Below are 21,358 nucleotides of genomic sequence, written 5' to 3'. Positions count from 1 at the left end.
GCTAAAAAAAAATTACTAAAGAAAAAAATGTTATATGACTAAAATACAAATTATGACATAGACTAGATATCTATGTCATAATTGTCACTTCTTTTGACACAAAGATAATAATTAACCTTAAACTTCTTTATTATTAGAAATTAAAATCAACTGTTAACGCTGCTTCGCTATCACTAGTAAGTATATTAATTATTTCGTCTTCACTCAAAAAATCTATCTCACTAATAGGCCTATCTGGATACTTGATAATGTTTTCTAGTACAATGATATAACGTTCCATGAACTTATTAATACTTTCAGCCTTAAATAAACTTGTACTATACTCTACAGATAACTTAATACTATCCTTTTGCTCTATAGCTGTTATTATTAAATCAAATTTCGATACTTTATTTACTAGATTATATTTACTAATCTTTAATCCATCTAGTTCTAACTCATTACTATCAGCATTTTGTAATACAAACATTGTATCAAATATTGGATTTCTATTTACTTTCCTTTTTATGCTTAACTCCTCTACCAATTGATCAAACTGATATTCTTGATTTTCATATGCTTTTAATGCATTTTCTTTAACTTCATTTAAGAATTCTTTAACTATTTTGCTGCTTTTAGGATGATTTCTCATTACCAAAGTGTTTACAAACATTCCAATTATATTTTGATATTCAACACGCGTTCTCCCCGCTACCGGTGTTCCTATCAATATATCTTCTTGTCCACTATATTTAAATAATAAGATATTATACGCTGCCAATAATACCATAAACAATGTATTACCATTACTATTTGTAAATTCATGCAGATCTTTCGTTATCTTTTCTCCTACATCGAATTCTATAGTATTTCCTTGGAAATTTTGTACTTTAGACCTTTCATAATCAGTAGGTAGTATTAACTCCGGTATATCACCACCTAAAATCTCCATCCAATACTTTCTTTGCTTATCTATTTCGTCAGTATTCTTTTGTTTATTTTGCAATTCAGAGAAATCTTTATATTGTATATTTAAGTTTGATATTTTATCACTGTTATATCCCATCATAATTTCTTTAACCAATATATCCATTGATACCCAATCCGAAATGATATGATGTGTATCAAACATTATCTTGTATTTACTGTCCCCTGTTTTTAATATCATAATTCTAAGTAATGGCCCATTACTCAAATCAAAAGGTCTAATAAAGTTTTCAATTTTTTGATCTACTTGTTGTTCTCTACACTCCTCAAAATCTATGTGTAATTTAATTTCTTCTTTTATTACTTGTACTGGTGCTCCATCAATTTCTTTAAAAACCGTTCTTAATGATTCTTGATTTTCCATTAATTTATTTAGTACCTTTTCCAATTTTACCTTATCTAATTTTCCTTCTACCATCAATACTTGTGGCATATTATATAATGTAGATTCTTCATCCAATTGATTTATTAGATATAATCTTTTTTGTGCTGATGATAACGGATAGTATTTCTTTCCAAATACTTTACTTATTGGATCATTTATCCTCTGCTCCTGCATTAAAATATAATTCAACTGTAATTTTATTGTTCTTCTATTAAATACTTCTGAAATAGGTACCTTCACATTGAATGTATTTTGAATTTTTGTAATTAGCATAGTAGCTTTTAATGAATGCCCTCCTAATTCAAAGAAGTCATCATCTACCCCCACTTTTGTAACCTCTAATATCTCCTTCCATATCCTTGCTAAATTTATCTCTTCTTCTGTTTTCGGCTCTACATATTTTTTTTCTATATATGCATTAGCTTTAGGTTCTGGTAGTGCTTTTTTGTCCACTTTTCCACTATTGTTCAGTGGTATCTTATCTATCATTACAAAATATGTTGGTATCATATAAATAGGTAAGTGCTGAACTAAGTGTTTTTTTATTTCTTCAACTAAAACCTTTCTTTTTGCTACAATATATGCACATAAATATTGGTTAGCATCTTTTCCACTATTTATTACTACAACATCTGTAATTTCTTTAACCATTAGTATCTTTCTCTCGATTTCCTGTAATTCAATTCTATATCCTCTTAAGTTAACTTGTTGATCTTTTCTACCTATATACTCTATATTTCCATCTTCAGTCCATTTTCCTAAATCACCCGTTCTATACAATCGTTCCTGTTTATATACGCAATCTATAAAACTCTTATCTGTCTTCTCTTTATTGTTTAAATAACCCCTTGTCACTCCTTTACCTGCTATGCATATTTCGCCTACCACACCTATAGGGCATAATTGCAAATAATCATCCATTATATATACTCTATAATTTTTTATTGGTTTTCCTATAGGTATAGTTTTGCTAAGTTTACTACATTTATGATAGGTTGCACATACTGTTGTTTCGGTTGGACCATACGTATTATAAACATTACCTATGTCTATTAAATTAGTTATATATTCTTTCTTTAAAACATCTCCTCCACTTATAAATGTGTGAACATCACATTCTTTTAAGTACTTATTAAGTTCGTTTAGTAGGTGTGGCGATACAGATATAATAGTTATGCGTTCCTCATATATCAATTTTGCTAATTGTCTTGCATCTAGCACATCTTCTTCTTGTGCAACGACAATAGTTCCCCCTGTAAGCAGCATTGGATATAATTCTTCTACATATGTATCAAACGCATAAGAAGCTTGCTGCAACATCCTATCACTACCCGTACATCTAAATTGATTCAAGAATGCATCTACATATACCGATAGATTTTTATGCTCTACCATTACTCCTTTAGGATTTCCAGATGTTCCAGATGTATATATTATATAAGCAAGATTATAGTTATCAATATTTTTATCTAAATTACATGTTAACTGATTCTTATATAAACTCTCATCATATACGAGTATATTATTTTCATATTCTAGTTTTTCTATATTACCTTGATCCATTATTAGTAATTTGCTTTTGCTATCTTTCAACATATAATTAATTCTTGCTATAGGATTGTTACGTTCAATGGGTAAGTAAGCCCCTCCCACTTTTATTATTGCTAGAAGTGAAACAATTCTAGCAATTGATCTCCCCATAATTATTGCCACAATACTTTCTTCACCTATTCCGTTTTTATCTAATACTCTAGCTAATTGATTTGCTCTATTATTCAACTCTTCATATGTAATACTTTGATTATTGCATACTACTGCAATATTATTTGGTGTCTCTTTTACTTGTTTTTCAAATAAATCCTTAACTGTTGCTGGATATTTGCAGCTAAGTACATTATTAAATTCATTTAAAATTTCCCTTTCTTCCTTCTTTGTTGCTAATTGAATATTGCGTATTTTTACATCCATACTATTCACTACTTGATTTATTATATTAATATAGTGTCTAGCTATCCTTTTAATCGTTGATTTTTTAAATAAGTCAACTCTATATTCAAACATAACCTCAATCTGTGATTCTAAATTATTAATCTCTACTGTCAAATCTACTTTAGATGTCTTACTTACACATTTTAATTCTTCTAATCCCGCTCCACCAATTTCCATATCAGGCATGTCCATATTTTGGTATATAAACACGGTATCAAATAAAGGATTTCTATTTATTTCTTTTTCTATATTTAATTCTCCTATTAACTCTTCAACAAAATATTCATCATTATTGAATGCATCTAATACATCCTTTTTCACTTTTTGTAGGTATTCATTAATGCTTAAATCATTATCAACTATACTTCTTAGTGGCAAAGTATTTATAAACATACCTATAACTTCATTAAGTTGATTGTATTTCCTTGATGCAGTTGGAACCCCAACTACTATATCATTTTGATTTGAATACTTTTCCATAAGAATATTATAAGATGCATAAAGTAACATAAACATTGTTACCTTCTTTTCTCTCAAAACCCTATCAATCTTTTCTTTCAATACCTTATCTATATTGAAAGAATAAGTAGAACCTTCATATGTTGGATATTTTTCTCTTTTATAATCTAATGGGAAAGCCACTTTTTCTGGATTGTCCTTATAAATATTAAGCCAATATTTCTTCTGTTCTTCAAATAACCCATCAGCTTTAGCCTGACGCCTCCAATAGCAATAGTCCTTAAAATCAATATCATTACTGTTATTAACTTCTTTTTGGGAGTATATCTTATTTAATTTATCTAATATAATTCCCATAGATGTTCCATCAGTAATAATATGATGTATAGAAATCATTAGAAATTGTCCCTCACTTAATGTATCAACTAACTTTATTCTGAATAATGGCGTTCTATTCAGGTCAAAAGGCTTATTCAATTCATTAATAATATCCATAATATTATCTGATTCTAGATTTATATATTCATAACAATTATTTGCTACCTCATTTACCTTTTGTACAACTTTATTTTTTTCTATGAAAAATCTTGTTCGAAAAATATCATTAAATTCAACTAATTTTTGTACTGCATCTCGAAGTTTCTTATTATCCAGCCGCCCTTTCACCTTAAATACTTTATATAAATTGTATAGAGTACTTTTGTTATCGACTTCATTTACTAAATATAATTTTTCTTGTGATGGTAGTATTGGGTAACTTTCAGTTAGATTTGATTTCTCAATGATAATTTGTTCTTTATTATTCTGTTCTCTAATATATGATGCTATATTTAACAAGGTAAATTCTTCAAATATAATTTTAATAGGTACTTCTACACCAAATTCTTCAAATATTCTAGAAATTAACTTAGTTGCTTTTATGGAATCTCCACCCAACAAAATAAAATGTTTATCTACACTTATAATGTCATTATCCAAAACTTCCTTATATATTTTTAGTAATTTCATTTCTATATTATCTATTACCTCTTCATTTTGATTAGTATTTTCCAATTCCTTTACAATTAAATCTATTTTCGATAATTCCTCCTTATATTCACCTTTCAAGAAGTTTTCAATTAATTTATACCTTTGAATCTTTCCACTAGTTGTTTTGTATATCTTCTTTACTGGGACAACATAACTAATTTCTATTCCCAAATTCATAGCTATCTGTTCTTTTATTTCATATATTACTGGTATAAAATCCTCAATATCCCTCCTAAAGACTACAAATACAATAATTTTATCAATCTTTTGCTCATCAGATACTGCACCGACTACAACATTTCCTAATCGAATTCCCTTAATTTCTTCTAACATACTTTCCAGATCATGTGCAAAGTAATTCTTCCCATTCAGAAAAATTATATCTTTAGCTCGACCTGTTACATATATTTCTCCTTGTCTAATAAAACCTAAATCTCCTGTTTTAAGCCATCCATCTCTACTATATACTTGATTATTCATTATTTCTTTGTTAATATATCCATTTGTCACACCTTTACCACGAATCTCTATATTCCCTATAATATTTTCTTCTTGCACCATTTCATTATATGTGATTCGAACTTGAGTAAACTTAACCGCATTACCACAGTTAACAAATTTCACTCCACCTTCTTCGACAATCTGTATACTTTCTCCAAGTAATAACCTTTTCTTATCTAACATCAAATATTTCAACTCTTCTTCTACTCTAGGAAAAGTTATCGCAAGTGTCGCTTCAGCCATTCCATATACTGGGAACATAACTGAGTTTTTCAATTTATATGACCTTAAAGTATGCAAAAATCTATTGGATATCTCTACTGATATTGGTTCTGCGCCATTAAATATAAGCCTTACACTAGATAAATCCCACATAAATTTAGTACTATCTTTTTTTCTATCATATGCCTTAAGGAAATAATTGTAACCGAAGTTTGGTGATGATAACAATGATACCTTTTCCATACTAGCTAACTCCAACCAAAATAACGGATTTTTTATAAATAAGTTAGTACTCATTATATACTGGTCCATCCCTAACACAAATGGAGTAATATGAAAACCTATTAAACCCATATCATGCGTTAACGGCATCCAACTTAAGGTTTTATCACTTGTTACTGCTTTAGACCCTTCTATTATTGCCTCAGTATTACTAATGATATTAGCATGCGTAAGCACTACACCCTTCGGATCCGCTGTTGAACCTGAAGAGAATTGAATGAAAGCAGTATCTTCTTCTGAAATTTCTGGTAAAAAAACCTCATTCCCATCATAGTTTTCCGTTTCTTCTTCTAATATTAACTTTTCTGATATATCAATACCTTCTTGATTGAATAATTCTTTTATTGAATTCGAATAATTCTTAGTGGATATTATATACTTATTATCTAAAATATTATATACACGTATTAATTTCTTCCTATGTTCTTTTGTATTTCCTATTGCTAATGGTACAGGTATTATTCCACCAATAACACAAGCCCAAAAAGTACATATAAATTCGCACAATTCATTACCTTGGTATTGTAGAATTAATATACTACCTTTTTTTAATCCTATTTTTTGAAAATAAGATAATTTACTCATTGAAATATTGTATATCTGTTTATAAGATAAATAATCTTGCTTCTCTTTACTTAATATTATTTTTACTCCCTTATCTGAGTTTAAGTTTTTTTTAATAACAGCATTTAAATTTTTCATTACCCACCCTCCAAGCATATTTGGTTAGTGTAAAATTAATACACTATGTTTTAAAACCTTATATCAATGATGGTTATATTCTTTTTATGAAATAAGAAATATTCCATCTTTTTTTGTGATTAAAGTGCGAATTCATATATACATAACAGAAACATAAATAATCATTACGTTTCCATTTGTAAGATATCAGATTACGATAAATAAGAATAATTTAAAATACATTTATTATTCAACAGTTATAATGATTCATCATTTTTGGTGCGCTGTTTTATCAAAACCTTATTCAATAAAATTCTCCTTTTTAACAATATTTGAATATTATTCCAATACTTCTAATATAATATTACTAGTTTATTGTTATATTGTCAATTTTTTCCCTTACAAAAACTACAAATTTCAATTCCTTCAATTCTCTTTCTCATATCAAATACTGTACTCTTACTAACGCCAATTTCCTCAGCAATTCCTCTTATCGTCTTCTCATTAATAAACACTTCTATAACTATCTGGACAGTCAAAAGTTTTCCAATAAATTTATAAAAAAATAACATTCTTGTGATTTTGTGTGAAAAATTATGTGGAAATTACTAGATGATGTTTTAAATATATTCAGAATATGTTTTAGCCGTGAGGCTGCCTTCAATTGATTTGTTATTATTATAATCGGAATTATGATTCGCTCAGATAGTTTAGGAGTGACTTCAGTTATACGTGATTTATATTTAGAAGAAAATCATTATGCTTCAATGATGCAGTTTTTTCGCGCTAGTTCGTGGGAAGTATCGTCGCTTAGAAATCAATGGATATCTATAGTTAAATCAATAGCTCCACTATGGAAAGAAGATGATATGACTATTCGCCAATGGAGAAATACAAGTGAACAAACTGGTTCTCATGTTGTAGAAATGATTAAAGATGGTTTTGAAACTGCTAAGCTTATGGGATCTCAATGTTACTTCTAGATAGATATTTTCTGAGTGTACCAGCTTTAGAGAAGTTGAATAAATTAAATTCTGCTGATGGACACTTGCTTCATATTTTAACAAAAGCAAAGATGTCCTGTGTAACATACACAAAACCAATCCATAAGAAAGGTAAAGGGAGACCTTGTAAGAAAGGTGACAGTATAAAACTTAAAGAGTTATTCGAATCCGCAAAAGATAAATTCACTGAGAGTAAAATTGAACTGTATGGGAAAGAAGAAGCAGTTCAATATCTATGCATTAATCTATTATGGGGACAAAAATTGTATCAAGAACTACGCTTTGTATTAGTAAAATACAAAGAAAGAAATGCAATATTGGTTACCACTAAGCTAGATTTCGAACCAGAAAAAATAATACGTCTATACAGCTATCGCTTTAAGATAGAATGTACTTTTAGAGAATTAAGGCAATTAATAGGTGGTTTTAGTTATCAGTTTTGGTGTAATAATATGCCAAAGTTAAACAATTATACTAAAAAGCACCAACCTCAACTGGTTGAAAGGATAACAAGTAAAGAAGTGCAAAAGAAAATATTATCTACATTAGACGCAATTGAAGGGTATGTAATGTTTACTTCCATTGCAATGGGACTTCTTCAGATTATTTCATTAAAATTTTCAAAGGATATAAATACTAGAACTTTTAGGTTTTTAAGAACAAAATCTAAAACAGTTGTTTCAGAAGCTACAGTTGCTTGTTATCTAAGAAAGAGCATTTTTTCGGTTATTGAAAAGTATAATAGATTTAGCATAAGTAGAATAATTAAAGAGAAGCAAGTTGACCCATTTTTTCATGAGGATCGACTAGCTTCTTAAGTGAACAAAACTTTTGACTGTCCAGCATGTTAGATAGTGTCATATAATACCCCCTTAAAATTATTATTTAATTACTTTTCACATATTTAGTTAATATTGAGATTATTTCACAAATATTATTAAATAACCTAATTTATCTATTTATTTTTTAAATCATATGAAATTAATCTCTCACTCATATAAAACACCTTATAATATTATTTGACTGCAAAAAACACCTCGTATCAATAATACAAGGTGTTTATAATTTCATCTTTTAAAAATTGAAAATTTCTCGAAGAGAAATCTCAATCATTCTCAATTCTCCATTTTCAATTCTCAATTATGCTTTTACTCTTCCCATCCCTCAGGGAACTCAGCATTATGGTAAACGTTCTGAACGTCTTTTGATTTTTTTACTACTTTCCGCTGTTTTCAGGCCTTTAGAGAATTTATTTGAAGTCTTTCGTACTAATATTTATCATAGTTAATTTTTATATTGTAATTATATATCAATTGATATTTTTTAGCAATCCATATTTATTAATGATGATATGATACTATGTTAATTTATACATACATGAAATACCGTTTTTTATATCAGATCACTTCTCTTTTTTTATGTAATAAGTTTGTTATATATTTATATACTTTTATGAAAATCAGCAAATCAGTCAAGCTCTCCAATAAACCACAACTCATTAACATACATATCATCTTCATCTATGATTTCTTGTCTATATCCCTTAACTTTCATGAATTCTAGAATATTTAATCCCCACTCTTTTTCTATATTTCTTTTTTGAGGAAGTGATAGCCATTTCTGATACTCAGAATTTCTATCAAAAAACTTTCTATAATACTCCTCTCCAAAAAACACAATAATTTGAGAACTCCATAAATTTGGTAAGCTAATTGCAATAATAACACGAGTTGTAATATCTATGTTAGGCTTATTATCAATAAGAAAGCGTGCTCTATCTATCAATAGCTGAATACATTTTTTTCTAACAGATACAGGTGTTTTTGGAGAATCAATGAAAGCTTGAGATGTAGGTAGATGTAAATGCCAATAACCATACTCATAATCTGGTTCTGGAAATGTTTCAGTAAATAACAAAATTCTTTTTTCTAACGAATCAAATTTACGCCTTACACCTCTTACCTTAGCCATATCTGAACTACTCAAATTTCTATAATACATTCAATCATCACCATCCCAAAGTTCAATCTATTATTTTTGAGCACCTTATTTATATGACTTAAATAACTCTCCATTTTCTTATTGTATATCATTCAAATTCCTCCAATAATCTCCTATTGTATGTTATAATATTTCTTAAACTCATTAATAACTTCCTCTTTATCAAATTCTTCTCCTATATATTGCCTTAAGATACATTTCATTTTCTCTAATCCTACTTTATTTCCAATATACGATATTGTTTCATTATATCCAGCTCCACATAAAAATACTACATCAACCATGCATCCAGCATCCATATTTAACATTTTTGCTTTCCAAATAAGCTCACAATCTTCAACATTCCCTATTGAAAATAATAAAAAACATAATACTCTCAAGCACTCATGACTTTCTGTATATTCTTCATTCTCAATTTCTTCTATTAGTAATTCTTTTATTTCATCCCTGTATTCTTCCTTCGGATAAACTCCGAACTTATCAAGTATTAAATTTTCTCTATCCATATCTTTATCCTCTTAATCTCTTTAATTAATTTTTCGTGTAGTATACTCATCTTTTAGTAGCTGGTAATATCTAACCACTCTATACATTAAATATACATTCTTTGCTTCACAATACAAGGATATTATTCATTACATTCATCTTCTTATATGAACTACCATTTTCACATACGTAATTCTCATAGTTTTATATATTGGTATCTTTTGATGGTTCATCCTCTACGATGTACTTTAGATTCCCTTTGTCATATCCAAGAACCTTTACAGTTCCATTTTCAAGCCATTGTCTTACTTCAATAGCAAAATCATTAATCCTAGGATAAAATGAATTTACTAACTCTCTTTTCTGTTCACTACTCAAATCATCCCATGAGTTAGCTTTTGGTGGAACTTCACACCTTAATCCATATTCAAGTCCTAAATCAAAGAGAAAGTCACACCCATGACAGTACATATCATAGAGTTCTCTAAGAAGTTCCCCAGTATTCTCATGTTGTTTTATAATGATGTTTATCATTTCAAGAATCTTGTTCTTATAATACTTTGAGTAATCAATGTATTTTTCAATTATATTTTCAACTTCCACAATAGAAAATTTATTATGATAGTCAATAGATATCAATTCAATGTAATCATCATGTGAGATTAACTTATCCATCCAATCATTATTTGTTTTGTTTTTTAATCTCAATACACATAGTTCTGCAATCAAGTTCTAATTCAACATGATTATCCCAATTTATAAACTCATCTCCAGTTATTTTAAGCTTAAAACCTTCCCATGTCTTAAACTCAATCATATCTAGTTTTAATGGTGTCTCTAAATACTGAACATCATTTATTGTCTCACCTAGTATTGAAATACAATAATAATCAGAAGCAATATATTCACCCATAGGTGTAACAGTAAGGTTTCTGTATTGAGGACTATCCTCATAATATTGAATTGTTCCGTCATGTATACTTAATTGATGTAAACAATCAGATGTTAGTACCAAAATAGATTCATACTTCTTTGAAATCCCATGTGCAATATATCTTCCTCTAAACTCTCCACACCATTCTGAATAATCATCATTAGTAAACTTTAACCATGTCCACCCTAATGACTTATATGCACTCTCAATATCATACACTCTTTCTTCAAAACAACCCGAAATAGGTTGATTTATCACTTCAATATCTTTAATCATGGTTATAACTCCTTACCATTAATTCAAATAGCTTTAGCACTTATTATACTAAAGTTTACCATATAAATTTAAAAGTACTAATTTCTTTGGAACAGCTTTCTCCACTATCTACATTCATCTTCCTTAATAGAATTTTATATAACTATCAGGCTTAGGCTCTGTTACACTCCAAAGTTATTATGCAATATACTATTAAGACGTAAAACTCTTTTTTGTGTCATAAGTCAATTATTATTAAACAGTTAACTCAATTGTCTGTTTAGTAATCAACCTTCTTTCCGATAATACATGAAATATTGATACAAGACCTCTGTCAGCCAACATTTGATCTACTGCATTATTTTCTACACCAACATCTATCACATCAAATAAGTCTAAAGAGAAAGTTTGAGGCAAATAAGCATATAATTGTTTACCTATATTCGTTTTACCAATAATAGTATCTCTACTTCCATTTTCTACTTCTATTTGTGCAAAAAATGTTCTATTCTTAGATAAAGTATTATTACAGATTAAAACATTCATTAAATTATCATCAATTGAAATCCACCCAAAGAGGTTAACTATATTATAGATACCAACTTCTTCAGGAATTGATATTATTGTTTCAGTTTCTCTATTTTTATTTACTATGCTATAAAACTCAAAATTATGTTTACTCCTATTACCTTTGTAAATTTCACTATATTCAATAATTTGATGTATTAATTTATTAATGTCCTTTTCTCGTGACAAAATAAAATATTCAACTTCTTTTAATTCAATATTCTCATCGAATTTTTTCCTCTTAAATAATTTAATTAATTTCATATTACCATTCTCCCCCAAATGCAACTGTAGCTTCATGCGATACATACATCATCCAATCTTTATTTGAGTCAAACCAAAAGCATTCAGACATATACGGCAGTATTACTCCATCTTCATCTTCCTCCAAGAAATACTCTTCATCCGTAAAACTATCTATTATTCTTGCATTTTCAAATTCTTGTATATCTTTTCATAAAAACAAACTGCTTATAGCTCTTTCCTAAATCGCTCTAAACATTTAAGATAATCTTCTTTTAAAAACTCAAGTTTAGGAGTTTCATACCATTCTATATTTTCATCATTTTGATAATATTTATATGTATAGTTATACAACCTACGCATTTTTTCTTCATCCCAATTTTCTGAAACCCACAATTTCCACTCAATATCATCAATATTACACCATGCTAATGACCCAGCATACTTTTCTAAATCCTCATCTGACCATGATTCTACATCTAAAATTCCAGACTGAACTTCTTTTTTTACGTCGTAATTATCCTTTAAAATACATCCTATTTTGTCCCAACATACTCGGTTGTCACTAAAGGTTGTTTTTGAAACTAAAACAATACATGATAAATCTAAATCTTCAGGACATAAAAGTATAGGAATATTTAGAGTTTCTTTTTGGTTATCTAATAACTCCCATATAAATTTACTCTCATTTTTACAAAGAAGAGAATTACCCCATGCTGGATACAACTCCTTTAATTTAGAAAGACCTGTTTTTTCAGATAAATAAACATCTAAGGACATTCCATTAACAACAATGCTTAATTCATCATATCCATATACTGTTCTTATAACATCAGCACATATTTTATCCATATTAATTACCTTCCTCAATTGTTTACTTCTGTATGCTATTATTTTATTTTGAATGATTCATTAAGTATTTTAACTACAACAGCATATCCCACTACTTTATTTCCCTCTTGAATCTTTATCTTCTTCCCTTCCCATAGACAGTAAGTATATGCTTCAGGAGTGATAAAAGTTATTGAACCAAGAACAGATTCACCATTTTTAACAGTATCCTTGCTATAATATTGATGAACTCCCGTTGTTAGATAACCTTCTTTAATCAAATGTGCTGGTCTATACCCATTGTAGAATGGAACGTTTCTCTCGCATGTAATCATTGCTTCAATATCAGGCTTTCTCATTTATACCCATCCCCCTTTATATAGTAATTTAAGAACATTATGACCTTACCTCAATCACCTATATATTTATTGTATATAACCTTCTTATTTAATTATTTAGAGTTAATGCGAACTAAGTTGAAATGTTTTTATTAGGTATTTGTTAAAAAACGTATGTATTCATTTTCAAAATCTCTCAAATCTGGCAGTTCATTAAATTCATCATATTTATAAAAATTCTCAAACTCCCCTGCAACACCCTCAAACTCAATCCAATAAAGATTATTGCTTTCAAAAATACCAATATGTCCAAAGCCATCTCTTGACTGTAAATTGACATGAATTTGATTAGCATGAGTTGACTCTATGATTTCTTCTATAATCACGTTCTGTATTTTCCACTCACCATTTTTACTAACTATCCATCTTTTAAAATCTTCAAATATTTTATCCAAATTGCACCTCCCGATAATTATAGGACTTTAACTGTCGAACAAAATTAATTCGAAATATTCTAATATTATCAATTAGTGATTAATCTGTTTTACTTCACAATTCAAAGATATTATGATATGTGTTATATATAATTTTACATAGTTTTCCTCTTGATTTCAAATATATAATACTTATTCTAATTCACTATATCAATATCATTCTTAATAAAACCCAAATAAAAAAGAAGGTGTTCTCTACCCTCTTCATAAATCTTTATATAATTATATAAAGTATTTCTATCAATTCCCAACATCTTAGCAATCCACTCATATTTATTCTCTTAATTTAACCTTACAATGTGGACAATAGTCTGACATCTGAAAATAAACACGCATATCAAATTTATAACCACAATAAGGGCATTTAACAGCACTCATAAAGAGGAATGATAGAAATATACTGACAAAAAAAACAATAATCCCTATAGTTACAACTTTATCTTGAAAATAATTGAAATTATCACTATACTTAATTATTAATGATGAGCTTAATGTACCACAAAAAAAGATAATTATTGAAAGTCTCCAATAAATTATACATTGTCTAAATTCTTTAGAATAATCATTTTTCATTTTATCACCTCTTATAAATTATACCATTTTATCTCCTTTTATTTCCATCAAAAAAACACCTTATATCAACAACTGATACAAGGTGTTATAATTTTATCTTTTATAAATTCAATATTTCTCGAAGAGAAATCTCAATAATTCTCAATTCTCCATTCACCATTCTCAATTATGTTTTTACTCTTCCCATCCCTCTGGGAACTCAGCATTATGGTAAACGTTCTGAACGTCTTCGTCGTCCTCAAGTTGATCTAACATCTTTTGGAATTTCCCAGCTGTCTCTTCATCTATTGCAGTGTAAGTGTCTGGAATGTATTTAATTTCTGCTTCAAGATATTCAACACCATTTTCTTCAAGAGTTTCTCTTACAGTACCAAACTCACTAGGTTCAGTAGTAATAACAAAAACCTCTTCCTCTGATGCAAGATCCTCTGCTCCTGCATCTAAAGCTAACATCATTAATTCATCTTCATCCATTCCATCTTTCTTCTCGATGACGATTTCCCCTTTTTTGTGGAACATAAAAGATACACATCCTGTAGATCCCATGTTTCCACCATGCTTTGAGTAAGCATGTCTAGCACTAGCAGCACTTCTATTCTTGTTATCAGTTAAAACCTCAACAAGGACTGCTATTCCATTTGGTCCATATCCCTCATATATGATTTCATCAAAGTTTACAGCGTTAGCATCCCCTGCAGCCTTCTTAATAGCTTTTTCAATTGAATCCTTTGGCATATTATTTGATTTAGCCTTCGCAATTATATCTCTTAATCTAGCATTTGCATCAGGGTTAGCTCCCCCGGCTTTAACTGCTACAGCTAACTCCTTACCTATTTTAGTAAATATCTTACCTCTCTTAGCATCAACTTTCCCTTTTCTTGCAGCTATGTTTTTCCATTTTGAATGTCCAGCCATTGCTTAATCTCTCCTCTCCATACAACCTTTAACTTAATTATTATAACATAAATAAATTAATTGCACTAAATATTAATACATTGAAAAGAAACAAATGAGTCTTAAAAGAGAGTTGAAAGTGGAAAATTGACAACGGAAAACGAATGATATTTCTCTTCGAGAAATTTAAATTGTATTGTTCCTCGGACAAAAATAGTTTACTCGTTTCATCCTGATGAAACCTTGTATTCTAAATGCAATATTTTATCTAAAGATAAAATGAGTAAAACCTTCTTCTTCTAAAGACCAATAAAATGTAGTTTTGCAGAGCAAAACATCCATCGTTGTCCATTGTCCACTGTCCATTGTCAACTTCTTTAAACTAACTTTCTAGTTCACATAGTTCCTCTATTAAACTCCAATTTTCTACCTAATAAGCCTATCACCTTTCTTAAAGAAAAACCCTTCATCCCCTTCTGAAATTACTACCTTTGCAGCAGTCTCATTAATTAGAGTTTTTGTTATCATTTCAAGCTTTTCTTTTTCACAATACATTAGCAATTCTACTTGATCAGTATATTGTGTATCTTCTATGTACCAATTATTTGTTCCAGAAATATACTGAACTTTTCCAAGAAGATCATATGGAAGCTCTATCTTAATAGGGACTCCTATAACCTTCTCAACTATACCACCAGCTTTTATACTAACAGATGCACCTTTTGAGTATGCTCTAGTAAGCCCCCCTGCACCTAACAAAATTCCACCAAAATATCTGGTAACTACAATTGTAACATTTCTAAGGTTATTCTTTTTGATAACATCAAGTACAGGTATTCCTCCTGTTCCTTTTGGTTCACCATCATCACTGTATCTCTGGATTCCTGCATTTTCGCCAATAACATAAGCATATACATTATGCCTCGCATCCTTATATTGGTTTTTGATTTCATTAACAAACTCTTTTGCCTCTTCTTCTGTTTCTGTTCTTTTTATATGACCAATGAACACGGATTTTTTCTCTTCGAACTCATCACTAGCTCTATTTTCAATAGTCAAGTAACTCATTTTATTCAACTCCTACTTCCTCAATAAAACCATCTATAGCTCTATCTATGTAATCTTTTCTCTTTCCTTTTAATAATACCACTTTTTCCTTAGCTTCACTACATTTTAGTTTCTTTAAGGCATTAATTGCATATAATACTACTTGATCATTTTCATCATTTAATGCTCTTATGAGTGCACTCTTCATTGATATATCTTCAAGCTTTCCCATAGCTGATATTGCCATTCTTCTCACTGATATGGCTTTATGGACAGATGCTTTCAATAAAACATCTCTACATTCAACGGCTGAAAGTTCCCCAATTATCCATGCAGCTGTTGTTTTATCTGTATAGTTTAAAGATGTATAGTTTCCTTTTATGTATTCTATTAACTCTGATTTATTAATATCATCTAGACTACTCAATACATTTAGCTTATCCTTTTTATTTGCATTAGCAAAAATCTTAAAGATATCTTCTGAAGATTTAATTCTAGCTATATAGCGATTTTTCATTTTAAACTCTATAAGCTGTTTTTGAACCAAGCTTTTTTCCATGTTTCTTATTCTAGATATAAGATCTATGCTCTTTCCCTCACTATATAATTGGAAGGTTATTTCTTCATCACTTAACTTTTCAAAATTCTCCCATAGATTTTTATCCATAAGCTCACCTCTATTTATTCTCCCCTAGCTTTTCTCTAATACTTTTTTCAATCTCTTCTCTGATAATTTTAATACCCTCTCTCATTTCTTCTACCGAGGCTTTACCAAAGCTTATTCTAAAGTAATTTTCATATTTCTTTATTCTCTTAAAAAATATTCTACCGGGTGTAATAACTACTTTCCTGTTAAGGCACCTATAAAATAATTCTTTATCATCAATCAATTTCTCATTCAGTTTAATAAAAAATGACATACCACCTTTAGGATCTATTATATCAACATATTCTCCTAATTCTTCTGTAATTATTTTTAATAATTCTTTATACTTATAAGAATACTCTCTTTTCATGGAACTAATTTGTTCTTCCCAATATCCTTTACGAATATAAAGATCAAGCGCCCGCTGCATTAAACTTGACGTTGCTATGTCTGTATTAATCTTTGATTTAATAATTGCATCTGTTGTTTTATCTGTTCCAATTACATATCCTAATCTTATACCTGGCAGAAATAGTTTTGAGAAACTTTTTATATAAATAACCTTATCATGTATGTCCATGGATTTTAAACTATGGTATTCAATATCCTTATCATAGATTAATTCAGAAAGATAGTCATCTTCAATAATATAGAAATTATATTCATTAGCAAGCTGAATAAGCCTTTTCTTTTTATCCATACTCATACTTATACCAGTAGGATTTTGAAAATAACTCATAGTATATAACGCTTTAATCTTATTCTTTTTTAATATTTCTTCCAGCTCATCAAGATTCATACCATCTTCATCAATTGAAATCTCAAAAATATTGGCTCTTCTATATTTAAAAACAGAAATAGCTCCACCGTATGTAGGTCTCTCTACTATTACGTTATCATTAATATTTATAATCGCCTTTGATATAATATCTATCCCTTGTTGTGCTCCTGAAACAATCAAAAGTCTATTTATGTTCATATTACTGTCCCAGAATCTTTCATTTATACACTCTCTTAATCCTTTAAAGCCAATACTCTCTTTCTCAACAAAAACTCCAATATCATCTCTATCAATCACTTGATTTATTATATCCTTAAATACTTTAACAGGGAAATATTGAATATTTACATTTTCCCCACTAAAATCAATATATCCCTGAAATTCTTTTTCAGCAATTTTCTTAAGTATTTTTGAATATTCTCTTTTATATATAAGTCCTTCATCCCGTCTTTTAGCATAAGTTCCACTTCCCATTTTCTGATAAGCTGCACCTTCACTTTCAAGCTTGTCATAAGCACGAATTATAGTGTCCTTATTAACAGATAAAAATTCAGCTAACTTTCTTATAGGAGGTAGTTTTTCATCTTGCTCAATTCTCCCATCAAGAATAAGCTCTTTGATGCTGTTGCTTATTTGTATATACTTTGGAACGTCATCTGAAAATTGGATTTCGAATTTTTCCATTGTTATATCTCCTCAAAAAATGAAATTATATAGAGTACACCTTCTCTTTAAATACAGTAATTCCTTCAACTTCATAATCTCTTTCAGATTGCTTAATAATTTGTAATTCAGAAAGCTTATCCAATATTTCTGGAAGATTCATCTTATACTCACTAAATGGTTCTCTTTTTGATAGTTCATATGAATTAATTGGCATTTTATACTCTTTCAAAAATTCAATCAAAATAAAACAAACATCTCTAAGATTTTTTGTAATCTCGCTATTTAAGTATTCTACTAAATCTTTTAAAGCTTTCTTTTTATCTTCCTCTAGTACATATAAATCTTTTACTAGTTTATATAATGTATCATTAAGATTTGTTGCAATTGTTACTGCATTTTTACTAATACTGTATTCATTAACACTTAAATATAATTTTGAATATTCTTCAATACACTTAACCATAATTGTAAAGCTAGTACTAATATTATCTTTCTTAAGATATTTTCTACATTCCTTTAAATTTTTAATAAGTCTACCCATGAACACCATATTCCACATACCTCTATACTCAAGAGGTATAAATCTACATAAATCATATTTCTCGGTTATCTCTGTATCCTTTGAGAAAACTAATTTTGAAGTACACATAAGTCTATGTATAAATACACCCTCTAGTTTTTTCTCATAAAGTTCAAAGAACCTACTTTTACTCATAAATCTAACATGTATATCAATTCCTTGTTCTTTACTATGAATATCTTGAATTTCATTATTCTTACTATTAGTAATAGCAAAGTAATCAATATCCGATTCTTCCCAAAGATCTCCTGTCACCATTGACCCAAATACCATAGCTGCAAGAACATTCTCATTTTTTTGTAATTTTTCAATTACTTTGTTGTATGCTTTCTGATAATTCCTAATATTTTTATACATTTCCTTCTCCCCTTTATTAACATTAAGTACACATTATTATATTTTATTCCATTTTGTTCTCAAATTCATAATGCCAAGTAATTACTTGGCATTATCATAAAATACATTATTATTCATTTACTCTGAGTATTTTCATTAACTTATACATTTTTAATTGCAATAAATCAAATATTCTATCGGACAGTCTGACAACCCTGTATGTAAGATCTAATGCATCTTCAATTTTAGAATTCTTAGCTAGCGATGTTTGAATTAATCCTCTTGCTACAATTGATAAATCTCCAGCTAAACCAGCTAAAAAGAATAGTGAATTTAGTAATGGAAATACTTCGTTCTCATAAAACACAGCTCCTGCTAAATTTGTATCAAGTTTTGCTAATTCAACTCTTATCTGATTAATCTCTTGAAGAAAAACTCTAACTCTACTCAATGTAGCTTCTGGCTTGACTAATGCTTCAGTTTCAGCTTCTTTCAAGGCATCTAAAAAGTCAACTTGATCAAGACCTGTTTGCTTATAAATTTCACTTTTAAATTCATCAAATTGATTGGCCAATTGAATTTTTAGCTTTAATTCTTCTTCTTTCTTCTTTTTTATTTCTTCTTCCTTCGAAAGCTTTTTTCCTTCTTCAGATGACTTTTCATTATTTATGTTATTTTCTTTATCCTTCCCATTATTCTTTTTATCTACATTATCTTGATAATTAGAATTTGTTTCATTGGATTGATTATCATGCCCATTATTATTTTTTTTATTATTTTCTTTATTATTTTTGTTCTTGTCCTTCGCCATCTATATCATCCAATCAAATTAATATATATTAATTTCAATTTAAATATGCTTTCTCAATAAATTATATAAGATTTTTTGCTAATTTATTACTTTCAAATAGAATCTTTTCTTCATCAATATATATCATTTCTTTATTCTTCATTATAATTTCTCCATTGATAATCACATGGAGCACTTCTCCACCATTAGCACTAAAAACAAGATTGGATAATAAATTTTTATCTGGCATCATTTCAGCTTCTTTCATATTGAGCATAACAACATCTGCAATGTATCCTTCACATATTTTTCCTAATTTTTCAATTCCTAATGCTTTAGCTCCATTCACAGTTGCCATTTGTAACATCTCATATCCATTAAAAATTGCAGGATCTTCATAATGTAATTTCTGCAGCATTGCACCTGTTTCCATCTCTTCAAACATATTAAGGTTATTATTACTACTTGTACCATCAGTTCCAAGACATACATTTATGTTTTTTTCTTTTAGTTCTTTAATCTTGGCAACTCCACTAGCAAGTTTCATATTGCTTTGTGGATTGTAAATGGCACTCACACCATTATTTTTATATATGTCCATATCTTCATCATCTAAGTAAATACTATGTGCAGCCACAACTTTACTCTCAAAAACATTGCAACGTTTCAAAAACTTTACAGGGGTTGTTCCATATCTTTCTTTAATGATATTACACTCATCTTTCGTCTCAGCTATATGAGTGTGTATAATTGACCCTTTCTCTTTGGCATATATTGCAATTTCATTTAAAGCTTCTTCACTTAATAAATAAGGAGAATGTGGTGCTACAGTATAATTTTTCATTTTATCATATTGTAAGGAATTTATCAAATTATGAAGTTCCTTACTTTTCTTAAAATGTTCTCTCCACTTCTCCCCCATTATTGTATATCCAAAAAATCCTCTTATCTTATTTTCAATTGCACTTTCAATAATCTCCCTTTCATGAAGATACATATCATTAAATGTAGTACTTCCACTTTTAATCATCTCAATAAATGCCAGTGATGCTCCTACCTTTATATGTTCTTTCTTGAATTGCTCTTCCTTTGGCCATATACTTTCTTTTAGCCATTTCATAAGAGATTTCCCTTCTCCTTCTCCTCTTAACAACGTCATAGGCACATGAGTATGGCAATTTATAAAACCAGGCAGTGAACAAAGTCCACTGCCATCTATGATTGTATCTATGTATTTTGTATGAGACTCATCCACTTCTCCTACAAAAACCTTTTTAATTATATTACCCTCAATAAGAATGTTTCCATTCTGTATTATTTTTTCTCCATCCATTGTTACAATGGTTGTATTTTTTATGAGAATGTTCAAATAATCACT

Annotated in this window: 21 protein-coding genes; 2 read left to right on the top strand and 19 right to left on the bottom strand. The window is 28.9% G+C overall.

Annotation, left to right across the window (positions count from 1 at the left end):
* Nucleotides 1–133 precede the first annotated feature (133 nt).
* Complete coding sequence (locus OW730_RS12320) at nucleotides 134–6,535, bottom strand: non-ribosomal peptide synthetase (protein WP_271229313.1); 6,402 nt, start codon at nucleotides 6,533–6,535, stop codon at nucleotides 134–136.
* 365 nt (nucleotides 6,536–6,900) lie between these two features.
* Nucleotides 6,901–7,029, bottom strand: a complete 129-nt coding sequence (locus OW730_RS12315; protein WP_271229312.1) for a helix-turn-helix domain-containing protein — start codon at nucleotides 7,027–7,029, stop codon at nucleotides 6,901–6,903.
* A 177-nt stretch (nucleotides 7,030–7,206) separates the two neighbouring features.
* On the opposite strand from OW730_RS12315, the gene OW730_RS12310 reads away from it, so the two are divergent.
* Both OW730_RS12310 and OW730_RS12305 read left to right on the top strand, forming a co-directional pair.
* Nucleotides 7,207–7,497: a hypothetical protein gene (locus OW730_RS12310; RefSeq protein ID WP_271229311.1), complete on the top strand. Its 291-nt coding sequence runs from the start codon at nucleotides 7,207–7,209 to the stop codon at nucleotides 7,495–7,497.
* A complete protein-coding gene (locus tag OW730_RS12305; protein ID WP_271229310.1) occupies nucleotides 7,485–8,336 on the top strand; it encodes a transposase in 852 nt (283 codons plus the stop codon). Before OW730_RS12310 ends, OW730_RS12305 begins: the two co-directional genes overlap by 13 nt.
* 649 nt (nucleotides 8,337–8,985) lie before the next feature.
* Here the strand turns inward: OW730_RS12305 and OW730_RS12300 are convergent.
* The 17 genes from OW730_RS12300 to OW730_RS12220 form a co-directional block, all read right to left on the bottom strand.
* Entirely contained in the window at nucleotides 8,986–9,489 is a 504-nt protein-coding gene (locus OW730_RS12300; RefSeq protein WP_271229309.1) for a DUF3916 domain-containing protein, read from the bottom strand.
* 143 nt (nucleotides 9,490–9,632) lie between these two features.
* Nucleotides 9,633–10,025 (bottom strand): hypothetical protein, encoded by a 393-nt coding sequence (locus OW730_RS12295; protein ID WP_271229308.1) that lies wholly within the window; start codon nucleotides 10,023–10,025, stop codon nucleotides 9,633–9,635.
* A 184-nt stretch (nucleotides 10,026–10,209) separates the two neighbouring features.
* On the bottom strand, nucleotides 10,210–10,680 hold the full coding sequence (locus OW730_RS12290; protein ID WP_271229307.1) for a hypothetical protein: 471 nt from the start codon (nucleotides 10,678–10,680) through the stop codon (nucleotides 10,210–10,212).
* Nucleotides 10,681–10,687: 7 nt separating this feature from the next.
* Nucleotides 10,688–11,215 carry a hypothetical protein gene (locus OW730_RS12285; RefSeq protein ID WP_271229306.1) on the bottom strand — a complete coding sequence of 176 codons (528 nt, stop codon included), beginning with the start codon at nucleotides 11,213–11,215 and terminating at the stop codon, nucleotides 10,688–10,690.
* 234 nt (nucleotides 11,216–11,449) lie between these two features.
* On the bottom strand, nucleotides 11,450–12,025 hold the full coding sequence (locus OW730_RS12280) for a hypothetical protein (RefSeq protein WP_271229305.1): 576 nt from the start codon (nucleotides 12,023–12,025) through the stop codon (nucleotides 11,450–11,452).
* 1 nt (nucleotide 12,026) lies between these two features.
* A complete protein-coding gene (locus OW730_RS12275) occupies nucleotides 12,027–12,152 on the bottom strand; it encodes a hypothetical protein (RefSeq protein ID WP_271229304.1) in 126 nt (41 codons plus the stop codon).
* Between the two features lie 80 nt (nucleotides 12,153–12,232).
* Nucleotides 12,233–12,856, bottom strand: coding sequence for a hypothetical protein (locus OW730_RS12270; RefSeq protein WP_271229303.1), 624 nt, complete (start codon nucleotides 12,854–12,856; stop codon nucleotides 12,233–12,235).
* A 38-nt stretch (nucleotides 12,857–12,894) separates the two neighbouring features.
* Nucleotides 12,895–13,194 (bottom strand): hypothetical protein, encoded by a 300-nt coding sequence (locus OW730_RS12265; protein WP_271229302.1) that lies wholly within the window; start codon nucleotides 13,192–13,194, stop codon nucleotides 12,895–12,897.
* A gap of 131 nt (nucleotides 13,195–13,325) precedes the next feature.
* The gene (locus tag OW730_RS12260; RefSeq protein WP_271229301.1) at nucleotides 13,326–13,628 is read right to left on the bottom strand and encodes a hypothetical protein; all 303 of its coding nucleotides are present in this window, start codon (nucleotides 13,626–13,628) and stop codon (nucleotides 13,326–13,328) included.
* Nucleotides 13,629–13,940: 312 nt separating this feature from the next.
* Complete coding sequence (locus OW730_RS12255) at nucleotides 13,941–14,240, bottom strand: hypothetical protein (protein WP_271229300.1); 300 nt, start codon at nucleotides 14,238–14,240, stop codon at nucleotides 13,941–13,943.
* A gap of 174 nt (nucleotides 14,241–14,414) precedes the next feature.
* Complete coding sequence (locus tag OW730_RS12250; RefSeq protein WP_271229299.1) at nucleotides 14,415–15,155, bottom strand: YebC/PmpR family DNA-binding transcriptional regulator; 741 nt, start codon at nucleotides 15,153–15,155, stop codon at nucleotides 14,415–14,417.
* A 405-nt stretch (nucleotides 15,156–15,560) separates the two neighbouring features.
* Nucleotides 15,561–16,202, bottom strand: coding sequence for a YigZ family protein (locus OW730_RS12245; protein ID WP_271229298.1), 642 nt, complete (start codon nucleotides 16,200–16,202; stop codon nucleotides 15,561–15,563).
* A gap of 1 nt (nucleotide 16,203) precedes the next feature.
* The gene (locus OW730_RS12240) at nucleotides 16,204–16,848 is read right to left on the bottom strand and encodes a HEAT repeat domain-containing protein (protein ID WP_271229297.1); all 645 of its coding nucleotides are present in this window, start codon (nucleotides 16,846–16,848) and stop codon (nucleotides 16,204–16,206) included.
* Between the two features lie 10 nt (nucleotides 16,849–16,858).
* Entirely contained in the window at nucleotides 16,859–18,292 is a 1,434-nt protein-coding gene (gene pdxR / locus OW730_RS12235; RefSeq protein ID WP_271229296.1) for a MocR-like pyridoxine biosynthesis transcription factor PdxR, read from the bottom strand.
* A gap of 25 nt (nucleotides 18,293–18,317) precedes the next feature.
* Nucleotides 18,318–19,211 (bottom strand): nucleotidyltransferase domain-containing protein, encoded by an 894-nt coding sequence (locus OW730_RS12230; RefSeq protein ID WP_271229295.1) that lies wholly within the window; start codon nucleotides 19,209–19,211, stop codon nucleotides 18,318–18,320.
* 109 nt (nucleotides 19,212–19,320) lie between these two features.
* Complete coding sequence (locus tag OW730_RS12225) at nucleotides 19,321–20,001, bottom strand: hypothetical protein (RefSeq protein ID WP_271229294.1); 681 nt, start codon at nucleotides 19,999–20,001, stop codon at nucleotides 19,321–19,323.
* A gap of 61 nt (nucleotides 20,002–20,062) precedes the next feature.
* Nucleotides 20,063–21,313, bottom strand: coding sequence for an amidohydrolase (locus tag OW730_RS12220; RefSeq protein ID WP_271229293.1), 1,251 nt, complete (start codon nucleotides 21,311–21,313; stop codon nucleotides 20,063–20,065).
* Nucleotides 21,314–21,358 lie beyond the last annotated feature (45 nt).

The organism is Oceanirhabdus sp. W0125-5 (assembly GCF_027938815.1).
In the GTDB taxonomy this organism is placed as follows: domain Bacteria; phylum Bacillota; class Clostridia; order Clostridiales; family Clostridiaceae; genus Oceanirhabdus.
This window is presented reverse-complemented; position numbering and strand designations above follow the sequence as displayed.